This window comes from Leptolinea tardivitalis, from assembly GCF_001050275.1.
Taxonomy (GTDB): domain Bacteria; phylum Chloroflexota; class Anaerolineae; order Anaerolineales; family Anaerolineaceae; genus Leptolinea; species Leptolinea tardivitalis.
The window spans coordinates 30,351-55,904 of the sequence record NZ_BBYA01000009.1 but is presented as its reverse complement, the minus strand read 5'-3'; the positions used below and the strand labels follow the sequence as shown (position 1 = coordinate 55,904).

Genomic DNA, 25,554 nt, shown 5'->3' with positions numbered 1-25,554 from the left:
CCTTTGGATCAATAGACAATTGCTTCAGTCGATGCTTTTTCCGGCGGACCGTAATGTCCGCTGGCAACCAGCATCTTATTCAGCGCCGAAAGGTAAGCTTTGGCACTGGCAACAACAATATCTGTATCTGCTCCATACCCGCCAAATGTGCGCGGCTGGTTCTGATCTGGCTGCAGTCCAACGTTGGCTGTTTCACCTTCACCCTGCAGACGGACGGTTACCTCTCCGAGAGCATCAATCCCTTCAGTTACAGCATGAACAACAAATTCCTGCAAAGAATTTTGAAATTGGATGACGGCATTGATCGCTTTGAAAGCCGCATCCACAGGGCCAGTACCCACACAGGCCTGTACATGCAGTTCACCTTCCGGGTCGCGTAGTCGAACGGTGGCGGTAGGCATACCCATTGTGCCGCAGGCCACCTGTAAACCATCAAGAGAGTACAGTTCACGCGGCTGGTACAGTTCATCTGAAACCAGAGCTTCAAGATCGGCATCGGTAATCATTTTCTTCTTATCAGCCAGCATCTTGAAGCGTTCAAACATTTTCACCAGCTCGTCATCACCCAGTTCATAACCCAGGCTTTCCAGACGTGTTTTCAGGGCATGTTTTCCTGAATGCTTGCCCAAAACCAGTTTGCTGAGAGAAGCTCCAACAGATTCAGGCCGCATGATCTCGTAAGTCTGCTGGTTTTTGAGCATGCCATCCTGGTGAATACCGGCTTCATGGGCAAAAGCATTGGCACCGACGATCGCCTTGTTAGGTTGGACGGTTATGCCGGTGTAGTTGCTGATCAGCTTGCTCATTTTAACGATCTGAGTGGTATCAATCCCGGTGGTGAGTTTGAAAATCGGTTCGCGGGTCTGTAAGACCATCACTACTTCTTCAAGGGCCGTGTTTCCAGCGCGTTCGCCGATACCGTTGATGGTAACTTCTGCCTGGCGGGCACCAGCCTGCAGGCCGGCGATGGTGTTGGCTGTAGCCAATCCCAAATCGTTGTGGCAATGGACGGAAATAACGGCTTTTTCAACACCGGGTGTATTTTGGATGATCCCAGAAATCAATGCACCGAACTCGGCTGGCATGGTGTATCCCACTGTATCCGGAATGTTCAGGGTGGTGGCGCCGCTCTGAATCGCTACACCGAGAACTTTATAGAGAAATTGGGGATCGCTGCGTCCGGCATCTTCCGGGCTAAATTCAACATCGTCACACAGACTGTGCGCATAAGACACCATATCGCGCACTTTCTCGACCACCTGTTCACGGGTCATTTTGAGCTTATATTCCATGTGGATGTCGGATGTGGCCAAAAATGTATGAATCCTCGGCCGGGCAGCTGACTTCACAGCTTCCCAGGCTTTGTCAATATCATTTTTCGAACAGCGTGCCAGTCCACAAATGACAGGTGGTGTACTACCATCAGCCGAATTCCCGACTTCATCGGCGATTTTCCGGACGGCTTCCAGGTCATCAGGTGATGCCGCCGGGAACCCGGCTTCAATAATATCGACACCCATGCGGGCAAGACCGCGGGCCACTTCCAGTTTTTCAGCGCTGGTCATGGTCGCCCCGGGACTCTGTTCACCGTCCCGCAGGGTGGTATCAAAAATCCTTACACGGTTATTGTCCGCAGTTGACATGTCTTAATTACCTTTTTTCTGGTTTTCCGGGCGAAGGGAGCGAACCATGGCTCCGGCGGTCCACAGGTCAGATTCGCGCATTTCCTTCAATTCTCTGTTCAGACCAATCTGATAGTCTGGCTTGCTGTTGGCTTCGAGGACGATGCGGGTTTCCTCACCACTTTCAACACTCTTGTACAGGCGTTCAAACACCGGTTCTGTGGCTTTGCGGAATTCGTGGCGCCAGTCAAGTGCGCCTCTCTGGGCGGTGGTGCTGCAATTGGCATACATCCAATCCATTCCGTTGGCACCAACCAGGCGAATAAGGCTCTGGGTAAGTTCTTCTACTGTCTCATTAAAGGATTCACTCGGAGAATGCCCGTGGGAACGGAGGGTGGCATACTGGGCTTCCATAATGCCAGCCAGAGCGCCCATGAGAACACCGCGTTCGCCGGTCAAGTCGCTGTAAACTTCATGCTTGAAAGTGGTTCGGAAAAGGTATCCGGACCCAACAGCAATGCCAAGGGCAAGGGTGCGGTCAAGCGCCTTTCCGGTGGCATCTTGTTCAACCGCGAAACTTGAATTGATTCCACTGCCATCAAGGAAATTGGCGCGAACACTGGTACCGGAACCTTTGGGAGCTACCATGATGACATCAATATCGGCGGGAGGGATAACACCGGTTTGATCTTTATAGACGATCGAGAATCCATGGGAAAAATAGAGGGCTTTCCCTTTGGTTAGGTATGGTTTTACCGTGTTCCAGAGAAGTTTCTGGGCGGCATCCGACATCAGGTACTGGATGATGGTGCCTTTTTCACAGGCTTCTTCTACCGAAAAGAGTGTTTTTCCGGGTACCCAGCCGTCTTTTTCGGCTTTGGCCCAATCGGGATATTTATTCTTGTCACCCACACCAACAATGACGTTAATACCGTTATCACGCATATTCATTGCCTGGGCGGGACCCTGAACACCATAACCAAGAACGGCAACTGTTTCGTTCTTGAGAACCTGACGTGCCTTTTCAAGGGGGAACTCTTCCCGGGTTACAACTTCTTCTTCAACTCCGCTAAAAATCATTTTTGCCATGTTACTCTGTCTCCTGGATGAATTTTGTATCGTCTAGCCGGCAGCGGTTGCCAGCTTTTCGGTATCAATAATTTTTTCACTGGCATATAACGGGGCCGCCCCGCGAGCCAGTACAACACGTCCGGTTCGTACCATCTCAATAATGCCAATGGGACGCAGGACTTCAATGAAGCCTTCAATTTTTTCTTCATCGCCGGTGATTTCAACGATGAAAGAACTGTTGGAAATATCCACAATGCGGGCACGGAATACATCCACGATCTGTGTGATCTGGGCACGATTTTCTGTATCGGCCTTGACCTTTATCAATGCCAGATCCCGAGTGACGCAGGGTTTGGTTGTCAGATCTTCCACCTGGATCACATTCACCAGCTTGTACAGGTAAGAGATCAACCGCAGGATACTGGTATCGTCGCTGTCGACAACAATTGTCATCCGCGACACGCCGGGATTTTCCGTATGGCCAACGGCCAATGATTCAATATTGAAAGAACGCCTGCGGAAGAGGGAAGCCACCCTGTTCAATACACCGGGAACATCATCCACAAGGGCTACGATCGTGTGATTCATGACGGTTCTAGGCCTCAACCTTTACAGCTTCATTGACCGCGACCGCTGCCGGTAAAGGGCGGCGGATCATCTCTTTCAATTCGGAACCGGTAGGTACCATCGGGTAAACACTGTCTTCTTTTTCGACCCGAAAATCAATGACCACTGTCCCTTCCGTTTCTCTGGCTGTCTGGATGGCTGTTTCAACATCCGCACGGGTGGTGACCCGCATGCCGGTCAGACCGTGGGCATCTGCGATCTTGATAAAATCGGGGCTCTTCATGGGGGTGGCGGAATAACGCCGGTCATAGAAGAATTCCTGCCACTGGCGTACCATGCCAAGGTAACCATTATTCAAAATGGCGATATTGACCTTGATGCCTTCCTGAGCAGCTGTGGCCAGTTCGGCCTGTGTCATCTGGAAGCCGCCGTCACCACAGATCACCCAGACTTCCTTATCTGGCTGCCCGAATTTGGCGCCAATACCGGCAGGAAGTCCAAAACCCATGGTCCCCAGGCCGCCGGACGTAATGAACTGAGAGGGATTGTCCTGACGGTAATACTGGGCAGTCCACATCTGGTTCTGACCAACATCAGTGACAATTACCGCGTTACCTTTGGTGATGTTCCACAGATCATTGATCACATGGGCGGCATACAGATGGCCGTTATCGGGCAGGTTCTGGATATCACGGACAGAGCTGCTGCCCTTCATTTCATTGATCGAAGCCAGCCATTCATCATGACGTCCGGGTTTCACATGTTTCAGAATCTGTTCCAATGTCTGGCTCAGGTCACCAACCAGAGCCAGATCTACTCTGACGTTCTTATTGATTTCCGCCGGATCGATGTCAATATGGATCTTGCGGGCATGGGTGGCATAACGGCGCACATCACCGGTGACACGGTCATCAAAACGCATGCCAAACGCCAGCAACAAATCAGCATCCTGGATGGCATGATTGACCCAGGCCTCTCCATGCATGCCCATCATCCCCAGGTTGAGCGGGTGGCTGGCCGGGAATCCGCTGATACCCAGAAGGGTCATGGCTACCGGCGTCTGGGTGCGTTCGGCAAATTCCAGGACCTCTTTCATGGCACCACTTTGCAAAACGCCGTGTCCGGCTAGAATGACAGGCCGTTTGGCTGAATGAATCATAGTGACGGCTTTCTGAATGTCATCCTCTACTGGAAGTGCTGTTGGACGATACCCGCGCAGGTGGATGGGTTCGCTATCAGGGTCATATTCGATAGAATTTTGCTGGGCGTCTTTGGTGATATCCACCAGAACAGGTCCGGGGCGGCCGGTTCGGGCAATATAGAAGGCTTCGCGCAGAGTATGGGCGATATCCTTCACATCTGTCACCAGATAATTGTGTTTGGTGATTGGCAGGGTAATACCGGTAACATCTACTTCCTGAAAGGCATCATAGCCGATGAGTTTGCTATGCACCTGGGCGGTAATGAAAACTACCGGAACAGAGTCCATCATTGCCGTGGCAATGCCAGTCACCAGGTTCGTGGCACCGGGGCCAGAGGTAGCCAGGGCAACACCAACCTTTCCGCTGGCCCGGGCATAACCATCGGCCATATGGGCAGCACCCTGTTCATGGCGAACCAGTACATGGTGGATGTTGTAATCATGCAGGGCATCATAGATGGGAAGGCTGGCGCCGCCAGGGTATCCAAAGACAACTTCCACCCCTTCACGCTGCAAACATTCCCAGACAATTTGAGCACCTGTTAGTTTCATCTGTCTCTCTCCTTAATTCCTTGGGGGGAATAAACCTAATCTTCCAAAACAGCACCGTGATCAGCGCTGGTGACAAAATGGGTGTAGCGCCGCAACCACTTGCTCTGGGTGCGTGGTTCAAATGGTGGCAGGGTGACCAAACGCTGCCGGATTTCTTCGTCTGAAAGTCGAACGTTTAATGAGCGTGCTTCCAGATCGATATCAATGACATCACCCTCTTTTAGGGCGGCAATAGGACCGCGGGCAGCAGCTTCGGGTGAAATATGACCGATGCAGGCTCCACGTGTGCCTCCTGAGAAGCGGCCGTCGGTTATAAGGGCTACTTTTTCACCAAGACCCATTCCCATGATGGCGCTTGTTGGACTAAGCATCTCCTGCATACCGGGGCCGCCGCGGGGTCCTTCATAACGGATGACGACCACCTCGCCACCCTTCAACTGTCCGGCGAGAATACCGGCCAGGGCTTCATCTTGTGATTCATAGATATGGGCTGTTCCGGTGAACTTACGCATTGAGGGAGAAACGCCGCCTGTTTTAACTACACCACCATTGGGCGCCAGATTGCCAAATACGATCGCAAGTCCACCGCTGGCGGAATGGGCATTATTTGCCCGGCGAATAACATCATCATCCTTAATTTCAGCTTTTTCCACCGCTTCGCGTAAATTCTTTCCGCTGACTGTGATCCGGTCAAGGTGTATCAATCCGGTTGATTTATGCACCTCATTCAAGATGGCAGGGATACCACCGGCTCGGTGGACATCTTCCATGTGCCATTTGCCCGACGGACTGACTTTGCACAGGTGAGGAACTTTTGAGGAGATTTCATTAAGACGTGCAAGGGGATAATCGATGCCTGCTTCATGGGCAACAGCCATGCCGTGTAATACAGTATTAGTGGATCCGCCCATAGCCATATCCAGAGCAAAAGCGTCATCAAAAGCATCCAAAGTGGCGATCATTCGCGGCGTGATTTGTTTTTCCACCAAATCCATAATGAGTGCACCTGCACGTTTGGCCATGTCTTCCCGTTCAGCTGTTTTTGCCAGGGCTGTGCCATTGTAGGGAAGTGCCATACCCAGCGCTTCCATCAGACAGTTCATACTATTGGCAGTGAACATTCCCGAACAAGAACCGCAAGCCGGACATGCATTCTCTTCCAACATTTTCAACCGGTCTGCATCAATCTTTCCACTCTGGTAAGCACCTACGCCCTCATACACAGAGATCAAGTCAAGGGCTTCGCCATCCGGGGTTCGGCCGGCGGCCATAGGACCACCAGAAACAAAAATGGCAGGGATGTCCAAACGCATCGCTGCCATTAACATTCCCGGAATGACTTTATCGCAATTCGGGATGCACACCATACCGTCAAAACGGTGGGCTTCCATCATGGTCTCCACGCTATCGGCGATCAATTCACGCGATGGCAGAGAGAATTTCATTCCGGCGTGCCCCATGGCAATACCATCATCCACGGCAATGGTGTTGAACTCAAAGGGAACGCCGCCGGCAGCCCGGATGGCATCCTTCACCAGTTTGCCAAACTCCTGTAAATGCACATGCCCGGGGACAACATCAACGTAGGAATTCACTACAGCGATGAAGGGTTTTGACATGTCGGCATTGGTAACGCCTGTTGCCCGTAGAAGGGCGCGGTGTGGAGCGTGTTCATATCCTACTTTGATACTGTCTGATCTCACAATTACCTCCGATTGATAAGAAAACCGCCCGGAGGCTGTCCGGGCGGTTGATTTACTACTTTATTCTGTAAGCTTGTTGGTGTTTGTCTTCTACACCCTCGCTTCGCTCGCCCGAACTTGAAATTGGCTCTCAATAATAATGAGAGCCGAAATAAGAACGAGGACGAACAAAACGGAAATCAGGGAAGACATTTTATCTGTTTGACTTTTGAATTTCTCTGGGGATTTGTTAGAAAATAGTTTACAACAATTATTACAGAGAGTCAATGATCAATTCCCCATTTGGGTAAAATTGGTTTTAACCTTATATTTTTCCGGCTCTGGCGTATAAAACGATTGGAAAGCTTATTACCTAAAATTGTAATAAATCGCCTGTGTGTGACAGTTATCGACACACTTTCCACATAGAATACATTCACTGTTTTCCATCTGTCTATTCATGACCATGTCATTCACATTGAGACTCATGGGGCAATTTGCTGTACAGGTCTTGCAGCCAGTGCACATTTCAGGATCAGCTTTCAGGTGCAATCCGGGTAGATGTATCGCATTCCCCAGTTTTCGGCCCAGGATCATGAAGGGTGCCATCCAGCAATACACATGACAGCCACCCCTGCGGCCAATCAATACGGCCGCCAGTACAAATAACAAAACCACCAGGTAATAGGTGATGAATTTTACAGGGTTATCAACGGATACACCGGTTTCAGTTAAATGCAATGGATCAAATTTTATCGATTCTCCTGCTTTTCCGAGGAAGTAAAGAATTGTCCCCAGCCAGGGAAACCAGAGCATCCATTTAATCCAGTCAATTTTATGGTTCTTGATGGGTTGATTATTGATACCCAGACAGGCATCTTGAAATGCTCCGGCAGGGCATATCCATCCGCAGAAAAATCGTCCGAAAAACAGGGCGGTAATAAATTGCAGGGTGAAAATGATTGGACTGGCCATCAATAATCCTTGAACCGCTCCATCCATCACAACGTAAGGAGATAAATAGTTCATGGTTACAGGAAACAACAACATGGAAGTCAGTAGAATCGCCTGACGAATACGCTGCCGGATGGGTATTGTTTTACTCATGGTAAATCTATCTCCTTTTCAAAACCAATATCGGTCGAATAATCTTTGTTTTTCAAACGGGTGACTACGCTTTCCAACCAATCAATCGTCATTTGCAGGTTGCGTTTGCCAAATTCAAGGGTGAGAAACCAGTAGAACAATTCCCTTTTTGATTTCGCCATGGCTGTAAAATCTTGAATCTGATCAGGGACCAGGTCATAAACAGCCATTTGTTGCCTCATGGCAGTCAGGGTTTCATCCAGCTTTTTCAAGACAGTTTCATCAGGCACCTGGCCGCTGAAAAAGATCTGCACCAGGGGTGAGCTGTGTGATGCTTGCATGGGGAACGGATGAGCCAGCCAGTGATACAGTTTTTCCTGTCCGGCCGGTGTTATAGAATAGACTTTTCTGTCTGGGCGGTCTGTCTGCTCATGGATTTCCATTTTCACCAGATTCTCATCCGTCAGACGGGATAATGTCTTATAGATCTGACTTTGATCAGCATGCCAGAAATACTTGATGGATCTATCAAAGACTTTTTTCAGGTCATATCCTGAAAGGGGCTCGTAGTTTAAAAAACCTAAAATGGCATATTCCAGTGTCATTAGATGACACCTCCTATATAGGACTATTCCTATATAATGAGTATATCACATTCCTGATAAGATAGAGTAAGAAAACAAATCCATCTGCTGGTCAACCTTCTATGAAAACCACACTTACGCCACATCGCCTCTTAAAAGTCGCATCAAGAATAATGAGCATCATTCTTTTCGTCGTGTGGGGATACATGGTGATAGCCCATATGGTCTGGTTTTTTCCTCCCGAGCCAGTTCCACCTGTGAGAATCTGGATTGGTCAAATAATGCAATTTGGAATGGTGATAAGTTACGCTCTTTCTTTTTGGAAAGAAGAAAGAGCGTCCATTCTCATGATCTTATGCGCCTTTGTCCTTTTCTTTTTGGTGATCGCATCTGGCGGCGCCATTGTGTACTTTCTGATTTCGGTTTTTCCGGCCATTTTGTATGGTATTGACAGATACATTGGTCGAAAAACCTGGAATAAAAGAAAAAACGAATCGGTTGAGTGATGAATCAGCCCTGCTCGGAGACACCGCAGGAAAAACATCAGACACGATTTGTGTTTCCGCTAAAATCGCGTTACCAGCAATCCACCCAAAAAACAGATGGCAAGCCATCTGTTTTTTGATCTTGACATTTTATATACCGTTCGGTATACTAATCGCTATGGATAACCGAGAAATTCTGCTGGATTGCGCCCTCACCCTTTTTTCCGCCCGCGGGTACGATGCCGTAGGGATACAGGAAATCGTTGATTCGGCCGGGGTGACCAAGCCAACCCTCTACCATTACTTTTCCCATAAACGTGGCCTGCTGGATACTCTGCTGGCCAGTCAGTTTGAAGGATTCCTCGATGCCGTTCGAACGGCAGCATACTACCAACGTGACCTTCCATTTTCTTTAGAAAAGATCACACGCACATATTTTGAAGCAGCCCAGGAAAATCCACGGTTTTTCCGGCTTCAATTGATCCTTCAATACGCTCCGAAAGAATCTGAGCCCAACCAGGCGGTATCGCCATACCGGTTGGAACAGCAGCAAATTCTTCAATCGATGTTTATTCAGGCAGTACAGGATCATGGCAATATGCGCGGCCGTCACGTGATGTATGCCGCCACGTTTCTGGGAATGATCCACACGTATATCGGTGAGTACCTGAACGGCGTCACCTCTTTAGCCGATCCTCTTACCCACCTGGCTGTACATCAATTCAGCCACGGAATCTATTCCTGATTTTTTTATCCCGGTAGTATACCTACCGGTAGGTATTTGAAAGGAAATATCATGAGCCATTCTAACGAAACAGCCATCTTCTATCACCTCTACCCGCTCGGATTTTGCGGCGCACCTGAGTATAACGATTTCCGATCCGCCCCGGTGCCGCGGCTGCAAAAGATCACATCGTGGTTAGATCACATCCAAAATCTGGGATTCAACAGCATTTATCTGGGGCCGGTCTTTGAATCCACCCGGCACGGGTATGACACAGTGGATTACTACCACATTGACCGCCGGCTGGGAACCGACGCAGATATGGTTTCCCTGAGTCAGGAAATCCACCGACGGGGAATGCGCCTTGTTTTTGACGGTGTTTTCAATCATACCGGCCGCAATTTCTGGGCATTCAAAGATATCCTGGCCAACGGACAGGCTTCACCTTTCGTTGACTGGTTTGTCAACCTTCGGTTTGACGGACGCAGCCCGAAAAACGACCCATTTACTTATGAGGGCTGGAACGGACATTATGACCTTGTCAAACTTAACCTGAAAAATCCACAGGTCAAAGATCACCTTTTATTTGCCGTCGAAAGCTGGATACAGGATTACCAGATTGACGGCATCCGTCTGGATGCCGCAGACCAGCTCGATATGGGTTTCATCGAAGACCTGACAGCTTTCTGCAAACGCATGCGGCCTGATTTCTGGTTAATGGGAGAACTGATCCATGGTGATTATGCCAGGTGGGTGCGCCCCGGTCGGTTTGACTCCTGTACAAATTATGAATGCTATAAAGGTCTATATTCCAGTTTTAATGACCGCAATCTCTTCGAAATTGCTTATTCATTAAAGCGTCAATTCGGGGATTATGGCATATACAAAAATCTTTTGTTGTATTCTTTTGCCGATAACCATGATGTTGACCGCCTGGCCAGCCAGCTTAAAGATCCTTTAGACCTGTTCAATCTGTATACGCTGTTGTATTCAATGCCGGGAATACCTTCACTGTATTACGGAAGCGAATGGGGCATCTCTGGAAAAAAAGACCATGGCAGTGACGCTCCGTTGCGTCCATGCCTTGATCTTGACACATGCATTCGCACGGCGCCACATCCAGAATTGCCCGCCCATTTGAAATTCCTGGCAGAAATGCGTCAATCCACCCCGGCTTTGCTTTCGGGTTCCTACCGCCAGGTGATGGTGGGGGCACAACAATTTGCCTTCTTGCGTGAATCTGGTTCTCAGACAGTGATGGTAGTAGTCAATTCAAATGATCAGCCAGCCGAAATCCAATTGACCTGCCAGCAGATAAAGAACGGCCGCTGGGTGGATCTGCTTAATCCGGGTGAGGAGTGGATATCACAGGGGGAAAAATCCCTGCTAACGATAGATGGCAAGTGGGCCAGGGTTTTACAATATCAACAGGAATAATTGATATTCAGTAACTCGAACGAAGAAGAAGCAGGTTGGGTTGAAACCCGGCCTGCTCACAAATTATCAAGATGTTACCGGTATACTAAAAGCCCAATACCGGCAGCCGCTAAAACCAACCAGACCGGGCTGATATTTGTAAAAATAAGCAAACCAAATGTAATAGCGGCTATTAGTGCTTTATCCCAACCCAACATGAGCGCCTGCCCCCAGCCCAGTTTTGATGTGCCCCAGACAGTTCGAAACATATCAAAAGCCACATAAGCAAGCAATCCAACAACCAGAGGTTTCACCGCTTTCAACATGGCCAACAAAGCCGGGTTGTCTTTGATATTGAAAAACATGGTAATCAATATTAAAACAAGAATAGTAGTTGGCAGAACTGTTCCGGCAGTGGCGAAAATCGCCCCCCAGATACCGGCGACTTTATACCCCACATAGGCCGAAGCCTGTGGTGCTGTAGGTCCGGGCATAGCATTACTCAAGGCAATCGCTGTTGCAAAATCATCCGGAGTAATCCAACCCTCTGAAACGACCTCTCTCTGCATTAATGCCAGAGAAGCCGGTCCGCCTCCCCAGGAAAACAGGGCGATTTTGGTAAACACAAGGAATAGTTTTAGATACAGGTTCATAATACAAGCGATTATATCTTGCTAAAACGCATTCCAGACCAGATTTCATTGATCGCTATCATACGTGCCGGTTTGTAACCGTATGATGCCATCATTTTCCAGAGGATATCTCTGTTGATATCCGTTTCCACCCCCGAAGTCCCTTTTGGATACGCCAACCAGATCAGGCTGACGGATTTCAAGACCGACATGATTTGTTTAATCTTTTCTTCCACCTGCTGCCGGTTTTGGACAAAAATTAAGATAGCTTCTGGTTTCTCCAGCCCGGAAAAATCAACTGGAGTGGGTTCAAGGTCTTTGATGAGAATCTCTTTTAGATTATGCGGCACGTTGACAACATGCAGGGTTACCCCGGCCTTAATCTGCAGTTTTTTGGAAAGTGGAGTACCCACATGGCCTCCCTAAGATAAGTGAATGTATGATCACAGACAGCGTTCCCTTTCTATCTGGCTGACAACCAGATGCCCGGCAGCCAGAACCACAGCGGCCAGTCCCAACAGCCAGGAATGGAAATTCATGGCAGCCGCCAGGAAAGCCATGATGGGGGTCACTGCGAGGGGCAATGGAATGTGGAGCATAGGTGAAAACAAGAGATAGAACAATCGCCCTTTTAATAAATACCGGATCCAACCAATATAGTAAAGAGATAGTGCCACAATGGTGATGGTAAGGGAAATTCTATCCAGCGTTGATTTGGTCTGAAAACTGTAGAAAAATGGCAAAACAAAACACCCGACCTGACCTGCTTTTTCAATGATCTCAAATTTCTTCTTTTTTGACAGGCTTTTTTCATCCGGTTCAGGCGGAATAGTATTGGGTGGATACACAAGAAACAATAGATTGGGGAGAAGAATGATGGCTGTGATGATCCAACCTGTGAGCATTGTTTTATTCCATTCTGCGGTGAACTATCCAAACACCGGTTTCTTTGAGAAATATCGAATTAAAGGGTGAAAATAATAATGCACCCAACCACTTTCATACAAATCAACCTGATCACCCGGTAGATTGGTTTGACGCAATTCCAACAGGCACCCTTTTTCTGAATCTCGGAGAAGAATTTCCAATATTGAATCTGGAGCATCTTCCGGAAAATCAATCGTCCGCCATGATTGCACAATACGATGATACGGCTCCAATTCCAATGTCTCACCGGTGATATAACCGCAGGCAATGGAAAATTTGCCTCCTATCCCAGGATGAATGTCAGCGGTATCCCCTGTAAAAGCCGCATGTTTCCCGCTGTCGAGCCAGGCTTCATAAACATCTTGCGATGATGCAAACGGGATGGTCGTTTCAAGATGAAGGTCATTTGACATGGATCCCTCCCATGAATACCCAAATGAACCTTTGGATATGTTTTGAGCATACCAGAGGCAACCATCAAATTCAACTAGGCATTCGGGTTAAATCACCATATTCAGGCCGGAAAATATCCCCGGGTTGGTGCAATAATCTATTTTGCTGGTAAAAAACAAGGAAAGATGCCGCTGCCTGGTGGATTGTGCAGGTCATTCTGACGAACCTGGTATGTATCGGTCTGTTATCGATTTTAATGAAGCGGGAAAATCATCGGTTGATCGACCTGTACCGGGTTGAAACCACATCTTTCTGGAAAGACCTTTTGGCTGCCTTTGGTCTCTTTCTGGTGGGGTTTCCCCTGGGAATGCTTCCGAATACAATTGTCGCCGATTGGTTGTTTGGCGATCCTATTTTCCAGCACAGATGATGTTCATGGCTCTGCCAGCCTGGGGTTTAACCCTGGGATTCCTGTTCCCATTGACCATTGCATTTGCCGAGATTCCGTTCTATTTTTCCTATCTCATGCCGCGCCTGCAGGCAGCCACCGGCCAGAAGTTGTTGATCACCATCTTATGCGGGTTAATGTTGGTTGCACAACATATCACCCTGCCATTGATCCTCGATGGCCGTTTTATCCTGTGGCGATTGGTAATGTACCTTCCGTTCGACCTGTTCCTTGGAATGGTAATGTAATGGAAACCCCGTCTGCTGAGTTTTTTCATGTTTTTTCACGCGCTGATGGATTTAAGCGCTCTGGCGGTGTATTTCACACGTTGATTATCATTACGAGCGACCCCATCCTGACCTTCCAGTAAATCCATCCTTTACGCATTTGGAGGAAAGAAACCACATTGTGAGTACGTGCATTTCAAAAGGCATTGAATATATAAAAAGTGGGCAGGTCAACACACCTGCCCACTTCCATCTTACTTATGCTTTCACCTGTTGCTGGGTGATGCAATGGATGTTGCCGCCTCCCAGTAAAATTTCTCTTGCCGGTACGCCAACAATCTTGCGATTAGGCAGCAGTTTTTGAAGCAGCTCAAGGGCTGGTTTGTCATGAGGATCGTTAAAGGTGGGTACTACCGCACCGCCGTTACAGAAGAAGAAGTTGACATAGCTGGCTGCCATGCGATCTCCTTCTTTGCGCGGAAGTGTGCCTTCAATGGCATCCACCCCTTCAGATTCTTCTTTCGTGATCAATATCGGATTTGGCTGGTGGATCTTATGCACAACCAGCTTCCTTCCACGGGCATCTTCCGCTTTGGTCAGGCGATCGTATGCATCTTTCGAGATTTCATACTGCGGATCATGGGTATCATCCGTCCAGCTCAATAACACTTCACCGGGTCGCAGGAAGCAGGCGATGTTATCCACATGACCGTTGGTTTCATCATTGTAAATACCCTTCCCCAACCAGATGATCTTCGAGAGGTTGAGGTAGTCTTTTAACACGGCTTCAATCTCTTCCTTAGAAAGGTCAGGATTGCGGTTTTCGTTCAACAGACATTCTTCGGTGGTCAGCAGAGTTCCTTCGCCATCCACGTGAATGGAACCGCCTTCCAGAACAATCGGAGCTTTATATCGGTCAACCCGTTCCATTTCCAATACCTTGCGGGCAACCTGATCATCCAGATCCCACGGGAAATACAAACCGCCGATCAATCCGCCCCAGGCATTGAAATCCCAATCCACACCGCGTACTTCCCCCAGGTCATTTTTCAGAAATGTCGGGCCGCAATCACGGATCCAGGAATCATTGTTGGATAGTTCGACCACCCGGATATAGTCTGGCAGCATGGATCGGGCATTGGAATATTGTGATTGGTTTACTCCAACAGTAACCGGTTCAAAAGTGGCTATAGCTGTTGCCACATCAGTAAATGCTTTCTGGGCTGGTTTGGCTCCCAGACGCCAGTTGTCCGTCCGTTGAGGCCACAAGATCCAGGCACCGGCATGCGGTTCAAACTCACCCGGCATACGAAAGCCGTCAGCTTTAGGAGTGCTCTCTATCGTTCGTGCCATAGTCTATGCCGCTTTCTTTTTCCCGCAGGCAATTAGAATTATTTCGCCCACCAGAATTGTAAGAAATAGTCCGATCAAAACCGGAATTGTATCGGGAGAAAGTTCCTGACCGGGAACCCACAGGAAAAATACAATCGCCTGGATGACAAAGAGTTCACAAATTACACAGAGAACGGCCGCCAGGGAATCTCCACCGGGCATTTTATATGGGCGGGTGATAGATGCATCTTTCTTGCGGAGTTTCAGGAAAGCCGGGAACAGCAGCAAGTAAGGCAGGAAGAAGATAATAGAGCTGAACTTGAAGAGTGTCCAGAACAGATCTTCAGCCGAGCCCGCCATGAAGCCATAGAGTACGATCACAAGAGTAGAGACAATACCGGTGATGATATTGGCGCCGACGGGTGTCTTGTTCACAGGATCGAGTTTGCCGAAAACAGCCGGTAATTCACCTTCTTCAGCCGCCTGAGCTGCCGTCCGATTGGCGCCCATGGTCCAGGTGATCATATTCGCCATAAAGGTGTAGAGGGCACCGATACCCAGCACAACTACCATGATGCCGCCAAAGCCGGTATCACCGAGAATGGCTTTTAGGGTGTCGATAATTCCCGAAATCAAACCGAGCTGGTCAATCGGCAAAGCCAAAAGGATGCCGGTGGTGGAAAAAAGGTAGAAGAAAGCAATCAGCAAGCCGGCGGTGATGATGGCGACCGGGATATCTCGCTTCGGGTTCTTCATTTCATCACCCGCGCCAGACATCAATTCAAAACCCATGAAGTTGTACAGGATTACCGGAAGGAACGCCAGACCGGCATCCCAGGTTGGCAGAAGAGCCTGCGCGCTCATATCGTTAGCCACGCCGTTGCGGATTGCCAGGGTGATACCGCCAATGCCAAGCACAAGCATGATGATGACCTTAAAGGCCGCACCAATATTGGGGAACCATTTTCCGGTTTCAAGAGTCAGGTTATCAACCCATACAGTGATCCAGGTCATGATGACACCAATGGCGATCTGCCACCACAGGCTCATATCTGGGAAGAAAAGTTGGGCAAACATACCGGCAAAAAGAATGTAGACTGAGGGCATCCACAGGGCAACATTAATCCAGTAGTACCAGGTGGAACGGGCAGCCCATTTTTCACCAAAGGCATGTTTGATCCACACATAAATGCCGCCTTCTTCCGGATAGGTTGATCCCAGTTCTGCGGTGATCAATCCATAAGGAATAAAAAAGAGGATCAGCGTAATGATCCACCAGGTAATGGAGGAGGCACCAATGGAAGCAGAAGCTGCCAGCGTGTCAATCACCATGATGGCGCAGACCGTAAAAAGGGTCATATCAAAAATTTTGAGGGCTTTGGTAAAGCCTGTTTTGGGTGCAGCGGACTGAACAGACATGGTTTCTCCCTATCTTTGCGTGTTGAGGAAATTTTCCACCAGACCCTGGTGGTAGTTGCGCAGTTGTTCGGTTGGATGTTTCATTCGCGGATAGACGAAGTAAGCCAGCAGACCCTTTTCGGTATGCAGGCGGTTTTCCGCCTGATCGAACACGATTGAACGGGGATGGTCAATTACGGCATCGGTGACTTCTACATTACGTGATGCCGGCAGACAGTGCATAAATTTGCAATCTGATGGGGCTTTCTTGAACAGAGTCTCGTTCACCTGGAAATCAGGCATGAAAGCGGCCCGGCGTTCAGGAATCTGGTCTTCCTGACCAACCCACCACCAAAGATCAGTGTAGATAAAGTCTGCTTTCTTGACAGCCGCTACAGGATCATCGGTAATTGTCAGAGTGCCCCCTGAATCTTTACAGTTGGCCTGCGCCCATTTCTGCCATTCAGGAAGAGCCTGGTATTTCTTCGGTGCGGCATGAGTAAAGTTCATCCCCAGGCGGGTGCAGATTAACATGAGTGAGGAGAGTACATTGGTGGCATCACCGATAAAAGTGACATTCAGGTCTTCGAGCTTCTTTCCAACCGGCATGTGTTCCATCATGGTCAGAACATCGCATACGACTTGAGTTGGATGGTTGTAATCGGTAAGGCCATTAATAACAGGAACAGTAGCTGACTGCGCCAGACTGGTGATGGTTTCATGTTTTAGAGTTCGAGCAAAGATCACATCGCACATACGCGAGAGTACCTGAGCTGTGTCATACAGAGATTCGCGTACCCCCAGGTGGATTTCTCCCGGCTTCAGATACAGGGCATGCCCACCCAGCTCAGTCATGGCCACCTCAAAGGAAACACGGGTGCGGGTAGAGGGTTCTTCGAAAATCATCGCCAGACTTGCATCCTGTAAGAGTTTTGGTGTACAGCCCTGCTTGTCTGCCGCTTTAATCAGACGGGTAAGCTCGATGATATCGAGAAGCTCCTGCTTGGAAAAATCCTGGGTATCAATAAAATGTCGTAACGTCATTGAATAAATCTCTCCTTGTTCTGGGTATGTCAATCGGTTTCCAGACCGAAATCCTCTTTTTTGGGCATCCATTCGTCAATATTCCGTAGAATTCGCGGCACCAGGGCATATCCTTTTACCAGCACACCGGGAATGGCTGTGATGCCGTGACGTAAAAATTCGCGCATGTCATCATTATTTTTGAAGCGGGCTTCTATAGACATTTCCCGCGATCCCAAACCAAATGCAAAATAGGTCACTTCCGGGATACTGAGAAGCGCCTTCACAATTTCATCTTCCTGATCGGGTTCTGCATCCAGAAAGATATCCACCGCTGTCACATATCCAAACGCCTGGGGATTCACCACAGCAGTAGGCCGAATAACTTCGTCGGCAATCAACCGGTCTATCCGTTTGCGAATGGTGCGTTCATTGGCATTCAGCTTGCGGGCAATTTCCGAAGAAGACATGCGAACATCAGCATGCAATTCCTGGATGATTTGATAGTCGAGCAGGTCAAAACTTGATTTATTTGGCATTTCATAGTTCCGTTTCGGAATTATATAGTTCCGTTTGTGCCATTAACAATACAACATTGTATCCTCTGATTCCAGTGACATTTATACTGTTTCATGTATTACATTTATGGAAGTAAAGACTTATTCGTTCTTTATCATATGGTTTGATGGAATAAGTAAATCTATTTAACGGAATATAATCAGTTTTCTCTTTTTTTACCGATAATAGGTGTCATCTGGTGTATTTACTTTTCAGGTCATGCGTTGAACCGTAACCGTTTATCTCCCCCATTTATTTTTTATTCGGTATTTATTCTGATAACAGCCGGGTATATTTCCCTGTCGGTAAAATTTGGCTACACATTCCCCAATGGGTTTCTCGTCAGGGATCCATTCCTTCTCGCTGGTTCATTTCTGGGTTCGATCGGCGTATCGTATTCTGCCATCCGGTCAGCCAATGAAAAATGGTTCATTCACACCAGTTGGATGATCTTTTCTTTTGCCTACCTGTTTGATAACCTGTCTACCATTCTACAGGTTTTTTTCAGGAACAACACAGTTGGGAATTTGCCATCGATATTGATCATGATCAGTTATTCATTAATTGTTTTGGGAATCGTCTTTCTTCCATCATCCCCCCGCCCAGAGACTATCCTCCCAAGACGGTTTCTTGATATTTTGATCTTTTCCATCGTATCCATAATCGCGATCTGGGTTTTTCTAGTCTTCCCTTACGTAGTCTATGGAGTTCCACTTTTCGACCAGATATTCACAGCTTTCACTTTCTTAATGGTTTTGGCCGTATTTGACCTTCTTTTAAGACGGCGTCAATGCCTGTGGCAAAAGACCAGTTACCTTATGGCTGGAAGTATTGCCGCCACTGTGATTGGTGAAATATTGATAGCGATCCAACGTGGCAATTCACCATTGTGGATTCATATTTGTATGAATCTGTGCTGGATTATCAGTTACGGCTGCATAAGCATTGCTGGAATCTCCACTGAATTTTTATCTACCCCCACAGAAAACTGCGGGAAAACCGATTTTTCCCGAAATTTCGATCGTGGTCTCGATTTTATTCTGCCTGCCGTTTGGACGGGGTTTTTCTATGCATTGCTGATATGGAGTCATTACCACCCAGACATCCTTTCATTTGCCGTAATAGCCGCCGGAACCGGTTCGCTTTTCCTCATCCTGTTGATTCGGTTGGGTGAAGCCGTAAAAGAGAATGCCCGGTTAATTCAGGATGCCCGTATCGAAATCGATTCACGGAAACGGATGCAGGATAAATTCTGGCACGACAGCCGACATGATCCGCTCACAAATCTACCCAATCGGTCGTACCTGGTGGATCAACTTCAAACAATTATCGAAGAAACCCGTGATTTAAATTCTGTGAATAGCTGCCTTCTATTCCTTGATCTTGATCGATTTAAAGCCATTAATGATCATTATGGCCATGATATTGGTGACCAGTTATTGAAAGCCATATCTGAACGGTTAATTTTTTGTGTACGGCCCGACGATTTCGTTGCCCGCCTGGGAGGTGATGAATTTGCCATTCTGTTAAATCACTTGCACTCATCAGAGACGGTTTACAAAATTTCAGGCCGAATAATGGACAAGATGAAAGAACCCTTTGAGATTCAGGGGAATATATTGACATCCGGTGTCAGTTTTGGCATCAGCTTTATTCAACCGGATATTTCTTCCCCTGACGAAATATTAAGAGACGCTGATAAAGCCATGTATAAAGCCAAACGAAAAGGCCGCGGCCGGTTCGAGATCAGTAAAGCCCTGGATTTTTAACCCGATCCCTCCTGAATCCATTCATCCACCTGGATCATCAAGTTCAACAGGGCATTTTCAACAGGTTCACTCAATGATTCAGAAAGATCAAAACTCCCTCCAGTGATTGTAAAAATTACCGCCTCTGGTTGCTTTCCATACAACATTTGGGTTAAGGCCAATAATCCGCCAGCATCAAACCCATGAGTAATATTACCCGGATCAACTGATGTAGGTTCAAGAGTTTTTCTTTTTATAGTACCCGGCGGATTTCCATCTGGCATACAGGCGTCAATAAATGCGACGCGGTCACAAAAAGCCAGCTCTTCCGCCAGCTCCGGGGTGAGCTGCTGGCACGTGATCATATCGACATTCGGCGGCATGCCGGCCTCTTCCAAAGCTTCAACCGCCAGGACGCCAATGCCATCATCCCCTCGCAGAGTGTTTCCGTACCCGATGATTAATATTTTCACGTGATTATGATCTTCTCAATGCAGTTTTAATGTCTTTCATATGTATTTCGCGATGTGCAGCCCGATTCAGGTGAACGTTCTTCCCGTTTTCCTCAATATTTGCCATGGTCTCCGGGGTCATTTTCGCAATACGATCATCCAGAGTTTTTGCCGTATTCAGAAACAGATCAACGGCTGCTTTGGGAGGTATTGCCAGGCACAAATGTCGGGTAATCTCATTGACCACATCTGTGTCAATGGCTGAAAAGGATATGCCATCTTTTTCCCATTTATCCAACAATGTAAGGGCACGCTGATCCCAAAAAGCCAGATGAACGAGAACAGCAGAAACCGTCCAACCGGCCGACATGGGAGTTGTCAGATCAGATTCTGTACAGGCAGAAAGAAACTCTCGATACTGATCGAGTGAATCGGCATTTTTAGACGTGAGAATATTGAAATCAACCATATTACTTCCATCCTTTCATCAATGCAGGCAATGGTAATCGAGGTTCCGGTAAATATCCAGAAAATAACCATCCCTCTCCCCGGGGTTGGGAGAGGGATGTTGAGGAGGTAGGGGCTTGAAAAACCGGTAAATGTCGCCCCTGGCTGAACAAATTATGCCTGACGAGAGAGTGTATCCAACACTTTACCATCCGGCGCATGAAGGGTAATCACCAAGGGCATCTGCCCAACAGCATGGGTGGAACAGGCCAGGCAGGGATCAAATGCCCGAATAACAGCTTCCACCCGATTTAACATTCCTTCCTGCAGGCGATCCGCCTTGACGTAATACCGGGCCACCTGAAGAGCTCCTTTATTCATGGCCAGGTTGTTGTTACCAGAAGCGATGATCAGGTTAGCCCACTGCACCAATCCTTCTTCATTCACTTTGTAATGATGGAACAATGTTCCACGCGGCGCTTCACTGACACCCACACCTTCCAGACTGTTTACTCCGGCTGTGGCACGCACATTTTTTGAAAGTATGTCAGGATCATTCAAAAGCTGCTCGATCATTTCAATGCTGTATAAAATTTCGATGAGCCGGGCATAGTGATAATGAAACGAACTTAACACCGCCCCTTTATCCAGGCAATGAAATTCAGCCAATTCCTGGTCTGCCAGAGGGGTGCCGGTTTCGGTGGCGATGTTCAATCGCGCGAGCGGTCCTACCCGGTACATTCCATCCGGGTAGCCCATAGGTTTGAAGTACGGACTCTTGAGGTATGACCAGGGTTCGACAGCCTCGCCGATATAATTCATGTAATCATGCGGATCAAGGTTGTCTTCCAGAATACTGCCGCGTGGTGTGACAATACGAATTCGGCCGTGGTAATGTTCCAACTGGCCGTCTTTTCCCACCAATCCAAGAAAAAGACTGGGGAAATTAGCAAAGGTACGGATGAATTCCTGATATTGATTCAGACCTGGTTTGTACCAATCCAGTGTACGGCGAATGATCCCCAGCATTTCGGGAATCTCAGCCAGAATCGTCTCTCGTGCCTCGGGTGCCAGGGGGGCATTAACTCCACCGGGAACAACCCAGGCCGGATGAATGCGTTTTCCAGCCAGTCGTTCGATCACCTGCTGGCCGAACTGACGCAGGCGGATGCCATCCTGCACTATTTGACGATCTTTCTGGGCCAGTCCAAAGATATTCCGCTTCTCCACGGGTGCATCCATCCCCAACAGCAGGTCAGGAGCGGAAAGGTAAAAGAAATTCAGGGCATGCGATTGAATGATTTGACCCAGATTCATGATTCGGCGCAGGGCTATTGCCGTGGGCGGAATTCGAACAGAGAGGATTTGATCACAGGCTTTGCCGGCCGCAATCAGGTGACTGGTGGGACAAATACCGCATGTACGGGCGGTTAATGAAGGCATTTCATAAAATGGCCGGCCTTCGACAAATTTTTCAAATCCCCTCACCTGGGTAACAGAAACTTGCGCATCTGCCACACTGCCATCTTCGTCCAGATAGATGTTTACTCTGGCATGACCTTCAATGCGGGTGACCCGTTCAATCGTGATCTTCTGCATCATGGCAACCCTCAGGCACCAAACCGGGAAAGTGTGGTCAAATCGGGAACTCGGCCTTCAATCAATTCGCTGAGGGTGTAAAAAATGGTATCGGCTGATGGTGGGCAGCCGGGCACAAACAAATCAACTTTAACCATCTGATGAAGAGGGAGTGCCTGCGGAAGCAAAGCAGGGACACCTTCTGATGGAATCTGTTGGTTCAAAGATTCATGTTCCAGATAGACTTTTTTCAGTGTGGCATCTGCCCCAAACGGATTCCGCATGGAAGGAATATTGGCGGTTACCGCGCAGTCGCCAAATGCAACCAGAAGACGGGTGTTTTCGCGGATTTTCTTAATCTTTTGAATATCTTCATCAGTACCCAGGGCACCTTCCACAAGAGTGATATCTACATTCTCCGGGAATTCCTTGGCATCCACCAACGGACTATAAACAATTTCGACTTTTTCAGCCAGTTCTAACATACGCTGATCAATATCGAGAAAAGACATATGGCAGCCCGAACAACCGTCTAGCCAGATGGTTGCCAGGCGGATTTTTTCGGTCATTTGGCACCTTCTCTACGCATTACCAGATACGGCAGGAACTGCCGTCTTTTTTGCATTTCAGCTACAGATTTTCCCTTTTCAGCCAGAGCTCCGGTGGGACATACATGAACACATTTGCCGCAACTTGTGCATGTTTGAGACTCACCCCAGGGAGTGGCAAAATCGGTGATGACGAGGGTGTTAATTCCTCGATTACGAAAATCACGTGTGTGAGCGCCTTCAATTTCATCGCAAACACGCACACACCGACCGCAAAGAATACAGCGGTTATGATCAACTTCATATTTCGGATGAGAAGCATCCACCTGGAATGAAGGGTGTAGATAATCAAATTCGATATGGGTGACACCCAGCTTTTGTGCCATCGCCTGCAGATCACAATGACCGTTTGCTACACATACAGCACATATGTGGTTGCGTTCAGCAAAAAGCAGTTCGACGATCATGCGGCGATATTTATCTATGCGCTCGTTGGAGGTGACAATTTCCATTCCCTCTTCAGCCACTGTGGCGCACGAAGGGATTAGTCGGTTTGTGCCTTTAACCTCTACCATGCACAGGCGGCATTGCCCTGTGGAAGAAATACCTTCCAGGTTGCACAGGGTGGGAATTTCAATATCATTTTGACGGGCGACTTCGAGGATTGTTTCACCTTCTGCCGCACTGACCTGGATACCATCAATGGTAAATGAACGGACAACCGGGTTGGAATTCATTCGACTGTCTCCCCGGTTTTTTCCGAATCAATCAGTTTATCAAGATATTCCTGTCTGAAGAACCGCAAAGTACTGATGATGGGATTGGGTGCGGCCTGGCCCAGTCCGCACAGACTGGTATTTTTCACCAAATCGCATAATTCTTCCAGACGTTTCAAATCCCAGCGGGTGGCCTGGCCAGCCTGAAATTTTCCCAGCAGGTTATATAACATGGTGGTTCCCACCCGGCAGGGAATGCATTTTCCACAGGATTCTTCCATACTAAATTTCATAAAGAAACGAGCCATATCAACCATATTAGAGGTGTCATCAATAACAATCATTCCACCAGAACCCATCATGGAACCAAGTTGCTTCAATGATTCATAATCAACAGTGGCATCCAGATATTCTGCAGGAATGCAGCCGCCAGATGGCCCGCCGGTTTGGACGGCTTTTAAGTTGTGGCCGTCGGGTATACCGCCGCCAATATCATAGATAATTTCCCGCAGGGTGATCCCCATGGGGACTTCAATCAAGCCGGTGTTCTTGATCTTTCCTGTCAGGGCAAAAACTTTAGTGCCTTTGCTGGTTTCAGTACCGATGCGGGCAAACCACTTGCCGCCATCGGTAATAATTCCGGGAATGTTGGCAAACGTTTCCACATTATTAATCAATGTCGGGCAATTATTTATCCCCGATTGCGCCGGGAATGGCGGGCGCGGATTGGGTGTGCCGCGGTTGCCAGAAACAGAACTCATTAACGCCGTCTCTTCTCCACAAACAAACGCACCAGCCCCGAGACGCAGGTCAATTTTGAAATTGAACGGCGTATTGCATATATTTTGTCCAAGCAAGCCCAGTTTTTCCGCCTGTTTGATGGCAATCTTCAACCGCTTGATGGCCAGGGGATATTCAGCCCGCACATAGATATATCCCTGAGATGCCCCTACGGCATAAGCCGCTACAACCATTCCTTCAAGTACCCTGTGCGGGTCACTTTCAAGGATGGATCGGTCCATAAAGGCGCCGGGATCACCTTCATCTGCATTGCATATCAGGTACTTTTGGTCGCCGGCTGCCTTGGCAACCAGGCTCCACTTTAAACCGGTTTTAAAACCGGCACCACCCCGACCGCGCATTCCACTGGTATGGACTTCCTGAATGACTTCAGCCGGTGTCATTTCGCTTAGAGCTTTGACCACCGCCGCATACCCCCCGACAGCAATGTATTCTTCAATCCGTTCAGGATCAATCAACCCGGCATTTTCAAGCGTGTTCTTTTCTTGCCGATAGAAGAAAGGAATATTGGTGTCGATCAACTGGTCTTTGAAAGGTTCTCCTCCCAGACTGTCCATTATGGCGGGGACTAATTCAGGAGTCATTTCTCGATATAACAATCCATCTGGTTGAATGGAGACGATGGGACCGGCAGCGCATAACCCCATGCAACCGACCTGCCTGGCTTTTACTTTTTCCTCAAGACCACGGGCTTTGATTTCTGCCTGAAACGTTTCCAGAATCTTTTCGCTGTGTGATGAAACACAACCGGTGCCCGTGCAAATATGAATGCGGTGCGAATATTTCTCTTCTTCCGCCCGCTCCTGTTCTGTCAGGGCAAGGAGTTCGTCATTTGTCATAACTGATCCACTCCTTGATACGTTTTTTCATTTCATCTACCGATAATCTGCCAACCACTTCCCCATCCAGCATGATTACCGGCGCCAGGCCGCAGGCACCCACGCAACGCGCAACCATGAAGGATAATTTGTTATCAGGGGTCGTTTGACCGGGCTCAAGCCCGTATTCCTCTTTAATCCAATCCACCACCTGGCCTGAGCCTTTTACATAACAGGCTGTACCAGTGCAAACTGAAAGTACATGCTCTCCCAGAGGAGCCATGTTGAAGTGGTTGTAGAACGTGGCTACTCCATAGACTTTGGACGGCGGTACATTCAAACTGCCCGACACATACGCCAGCGATTCGGCGCTGATATTTCCAAAAACTTCCTGTATGGTATGCAGGGTTTCAATAACAGCCTGAGAGCTGTAGCCGTATCGGCGCATGGTGGCATCCACCAGTTTCCACCGACGGTCATCTGATGGCGGGGCTATCCGTTTCTGGTTTAGCGCCATT

Annotated in this window: 28 protein-coding genes; 6 read left to right on the top strand and 22 right to left on the bottom strand. The window is 48.2% G+C overall.

Going from position 1 to position 25,554, the window contains the following annotated elements; translation table 11 throughout:
* Window positions 1–8: 8 nt before the first annotated feature.
* The 7 genes from LTAR_RS07460 to LTAR_RS07430 all read right to left on the bottom strand — a co-directional run bounded on the left by LTAR_RS07460 (window position 9) and on the right by LTAR_RS07430 (window position 8,386).
* The gene (locus LTAR_RS07460; protein ID WP_062421575.1) at window positions 9–1,643 is read right to left on the bottom strand and encodes a 2-isopropylmalate synthase; all 1,635 of its coding nucleotides are present in this window, start codon (window positions 1,641–1,643) and stop codon (window positions 9–11) included.
* Window positions 1,644–1,646: 3 nt separating this feature from the next.
* Window positions 1,647–2,711 (bottom strand): ketol-acid reductoisomerase, encoded by a 1,065-nt coding sequence (gene ilvC / locus LTAR_RS07455; protein ID WP_062421574.1) that lies wholly within the window; start codon window positions 2,709–2,711, stop codon window positions 1,647–1,649.
* Window positions 2,712–2,744: 33 nt separating this feature from the next.
* The gene (ilvN, locus tag LTAR_RS07450; RefSeq protein WP_062421573.1) at window positions 2,745–3,281 is read right to left on the bottom strand and encodes an acetolactate synthase small subunit; all 537 of its coding nucleotides are present in this window, start codon (window positions 3,279–3,281) and stop codon (window positions 2,745–2,747) included.
* Window positions 3,282–3,288: 7 nt separating this feature from the next.
* On the bottom strand, window positions 3,289–5,013 hold the full coding sequence (gene ilvB, locus LTAR_RS07445) for a biosynthetic-type acetolactate synthase large subunit (RefSeq protein ID WP_062421572.1): 1,725 nt from the start codon (window positions 5,011–5,013) through the stop codon (window positions 3,289–3,291).
* 35 nt (window positions 5,014–5,048) lie between these two features.
* Entirely contained in the window at window positions 5,049–6,716 is a 1,668-nt protein-coding gene (ilvD, locus tag LTAR_RS07440; RefSeq protein ID WP_062421571.1) for a dihydroxy-acid dehydratase, read from the bottom strand.
* Window positions 6,717–7,064: 348 nt separating this feature from the next.
* A complete protein-coding gene (locus LTAR_RS07435; RefSeq protein ID WP_062421570.1) occupies window positions 7,065–7,802 on the bottom strand; it encodes a 4Fe-4S binding protein in 738 nt (245 codons plus the stop codon).
* A complete protein-coding gene (locus tag LTAR_RS07430) occupies window positions 7,799–8,386 on the bottom strand; it encodes a PadR family transcriptional regulator (protein ID WP_062421569.1) in 588 nt (195 codons plus the stop codon). The genes LTAR_RS07435 and LTAR_RS07430 overlap by 4 nt, the downstream gene beginning before the upstream one ends.
* 152 nt (window positions 8,387–8,538) lie before the next feature.
* Between LTAR_RS07430 and LTAR_RS07425 the strand changes: the two genes are divergently transcribed.
* The 3 genes from LTAR_RS07425 (at window position 8,539) to LTAR_RS07415 (ending at window position 11,011) form a co-directional block, all read left to right on the top strand.
* Window positions 8,539–8,871, top strand: coding sequence for a hypothetical protein (locus LTAR_RS07425; RefSeq protein ID WP_139044456.1), 333 nt, complete (start codon window positions 8,539–8,541; stop codon window positions 8,869–8,871).
* 157 nt (window positions 8,872–9,028) lie between these two features.
* On the top strand, window positions 9,029–9,595 hold the full coding sequence (locus LTAR_RS07420) for a TetR/AcrR family transcriptional regulator (protein ID WP_062421993.1): 567 nt from the start codon (window positions 9,029–9,031) through the stop codon (window positions 9,593–9,595).
* 51 nt (window positions 9,596–9,646) lie between these two features.
* A complete protein-coding gene (locus LTAR_RS07415; RefSeq protein WP_062421567.1) occupies window positions 9,647–11,011 on the top strand; it encodes an alpha-amylase family glycosyl hydrolase in 1,365 nt (454 codons plus the stop codon).
* Window positions 11,012–11,085: 74 nt separating this feature from the next.
* Here LTAR_RS07415 and LTAR_RS07410 read toward each other — a convergent pair whose 3' ends face one another.
* The 4 genes from LTAR_RS07410 to LTAR_RS07395 are packed head-to-tail and all read right to left on the bottom strand — an operon-like array spanning window position 11,086 to window position 12,962.
* The gene (locus LTAR_RS07410; protein WP_062421566.1) at window positions 11,086–11,643 is read right to left on the bottom strand and encodes a chromate transporter; all 558 of its coding nucleotides are present in this window, start codon (window positions 11,641–11,643) and stop codon (window positions 11,086–11,088) included.
* 11 nt (window positions 11,644–11,654) lie between these two features.
* Window positions 11,655–12,035, bottom strand: coding sequence for a hypothetical protein (locus tag LTAR_RS07405; protein ID WP_062421565.1), 381 nt, complete (start codon window positions 12,033–12,035; stop codon window positions 11,655–11,657).
* A 30-nt stretch (window positions 12,036–12,065) separates the two neighbouring features.
* On the bottom strand, window positions 12,066–12,527 hold the full coding sequence (locus LTAR_RS07400) for a hypothetical protein (RefSeq protein ID WP_062421564.1): 462 nt from the start codon (window positions 12,525–12,527) through the stop codon (window positions 12,066–12,068).
* A 24-nt stretch (window positions 12,528–12,551) separates the two neighbouring features.
* The gene (locus tag LTAR_RS07395) at window positions 12,552–12,962 is read right to left on the bottom strand and encodes an SRPBCC domain-containing protein (protein ID WP_062421563.1); all 411 of its coding nucleotides are present in this window, start codon (window positions 12,960–12,962) and stop codon (window positions 12,552–12,554) included.
* Between the two features lie 185 nt (window positions 12,963–13,147).
* Here LTAR_RS07395 and LTAR_RS07390 point away from each other — a divergent pair, with 185 nt between their 5' ends.
* Together LTAR_RS07390 and LTAR_RS07385 are read left to right on the top strand one after the other, a co-directional pair.
* Window positions 13,148–13,372, top strand: coding sequence for a hypothetical protein (locus LTAR_RS07390; protein ID WP_062421562.1), 225 nt, complete (start codon window positions 13,148–13,150; stop codon window positions 13,370–13,372).
* Between the two features lie 5 nt (window positions 13,373–13,377).
* On the top strand, window positions 13,378–13,638 hold the full coding sequence (locus LTAR_RS07385; RefSeq protein ID WP_062531867.1) for a hypothetical protein: 261 nt from the start codon (window positions 13,378–13,380) through the stop codon (window positions 13,636–13,638).
* Window positions 13,639–13,875: 237 nt separating this feature from the next.
* Here LTAR_RS07385 and aguA read toward each other — a convergent pair whose 3' ends face one another.
* Genes aguA through LTAR_RS07365 form a run of 4 tightly spaced genes read right to left on the bottom strand, consistent with a single transcriptional unit; the run spans window position 13,876 to window position 17,909 of the window.
* On the bottom strand, window positions 13,876–14,970 hold the full coding sequence (gene aguA, locus LTAR_RS07380) for an agmatine deiminase (protein WP_062421560.1): 1,095 nt from the start codon (window positions 14,968–14,970) through the stop codon (window positions 13,876–13,878).
* A gap of 3 nt (window positions 14,971–14,973) precedes the next feature.
* Window positions 14,974–16,368, bottom strand: coding sequence for an APC family permease (locus tag LTAR_RS07375; RefSeq protein WP_062421559.1), 1,395 nt, complete (start codon window positions 16,366–16,368; stop codon window positions 14,974–14,976).
* Between the two features lie 9 nt (window positions 16,369–16,377).
* Complete coding sequence (gene ptcA / locus LTAR_RS07370; protein ID WP_062421558.1) at window positions 16,378–17,391, bottom strand: putrescine carbamoyltransferase; 1,014 nt, start codon at window positions 17,389–17,391, stop codon at window positions 16,378–16,380.
* A gap of 29 nt (window positions 17,392–17,420) precedes the next feature.
* Window positions 17,421–17,909 carry an Lrp/AsnC family transcriptional regulator gene (locus LTAR_RS07365; protein ID WP_062421557.1) on the bottom strand — a complete coding sequence of 163 codons (489 nt, stop codon included), beginning with the start codon at window positions 17,907–17,909 and terminating at the stop codon, window positions 17,421–17,423.
* Window positions 17,910–18,152: 243 nt separating this feature from the next.
* Between LTAR_RS07365 and LTAR_RS07360 the strand changes: the two genes are divergently transcribed.
* Entirely contained in the window at window positions 18,153–19,697 is a 1,545-nt protein-coding gene (locus tag LTAR_RS07360) for a GGDEF domain-containing protein (RefSeq protein ID WP_062421556.1), read from the top strand.
* On the opposite strand, the gene LTAR_RS07355 is transcribed toward LTAR_RS07360, so the two are convergent.
* The 7 genes from LTAR_RS07355 to LTAR_RS07325 form a co-directional block, all read right to left on the bottom strand.
* Window positions 19,694–20,149 carry a hydrogenase maturation protease gene (locus LTAR_RS07355; RefSeq protein WP_062421555.1) on the bottom strand — a complete coding sequence of 152 codons (456 nt, stop codon included), beginning with the start codon at window positions 20,147–20,149 and terminating at the stop codon, window positions 19,694–19,696. The genes LTAR_RS07360 and LTAR_RS07355 overlap by 4 nt on opposite strands.
* 4 nt (window positions 20,150–20,153) lie before the next feature.
* A complete protein-coding gene (locus LTAR_RS07350) occupies window positions 20,154–20,597 on the bottom strand; it encodes a maleylpyruvate isomerase N-terminal domain-containing protein (RefSeq protein WP_062421554.1) in 444 nt (147 codons plus the stop codon).
* Between the two features lie 152 nt (window positions 20,598–20,749).
* On the bottom strand, window positions 20,750–22,177 hold the full coding sequence (locus LTAR_RS07345; RefSeq protein WP_139044454.1) for a Ni/Fe hydrogenase subunit alpha: 1,428 nt from the start codon (window positions 22,175–22,177) through the stop codon (window positions 20,750–20,752).
* 8 nt (window positions 22,178–22,185) lie between these two features.
* Window positions 22,186–22,722, bottom strand: coding sequence for an NADH-quinone oxidoreductase subunit B family protein (locus LTAR_RS07340; protein WP_062421553.1), 537 nt, complete (start codon window positions 22,720–22,722; stop codon window positions 22,186–22,188).
* Window positions 22,719–23,438, bottom strand: coding sequence for a bidirectional hydrogenase complex protein HoxU (gene hoxU, locus LTAR_RS07335; RefSeq protein WP_062421552.1), 720 nt, complete (start codon window positions 23,436–23,438; stop codon window positions 22,719–22,721). Before hoxU ends, LTAR_RS07340 begins: the two co-directional genes overlap by 4 nt.
* Window positions 23,435–25,057, bottom strand: coding sequence for an NADH-quinone oxidoreductase subunit NuoF (gene nuoF, locus LTAR_RS07330; RefSeq protein WP_062421551.1), 1,623 nt, complete (start codon window positions 25,055–25,057; stop codon window positions 23,435–23,437). The genes hoxU and nuoF overlap by 4 nt, the downstream gene beginning before the upstream one ends.
* Window positions 25,047–25,553, bottom strand: a complete 507-nt coding sequence (locus LTAR_RS07325) for an NAD(P)H-dependent oxidoreductase subunit E (protein ID WP_062421550.1) — start codon at window positions 25,551–25,553, stop codon at window positions 25,047–25,049. Before LTAR_RS07325 ends, nuoF begins: the two co-directional genes overlap by 11 nt.
* Window position 25,554 lies beyond the last annotated feature (1 nt).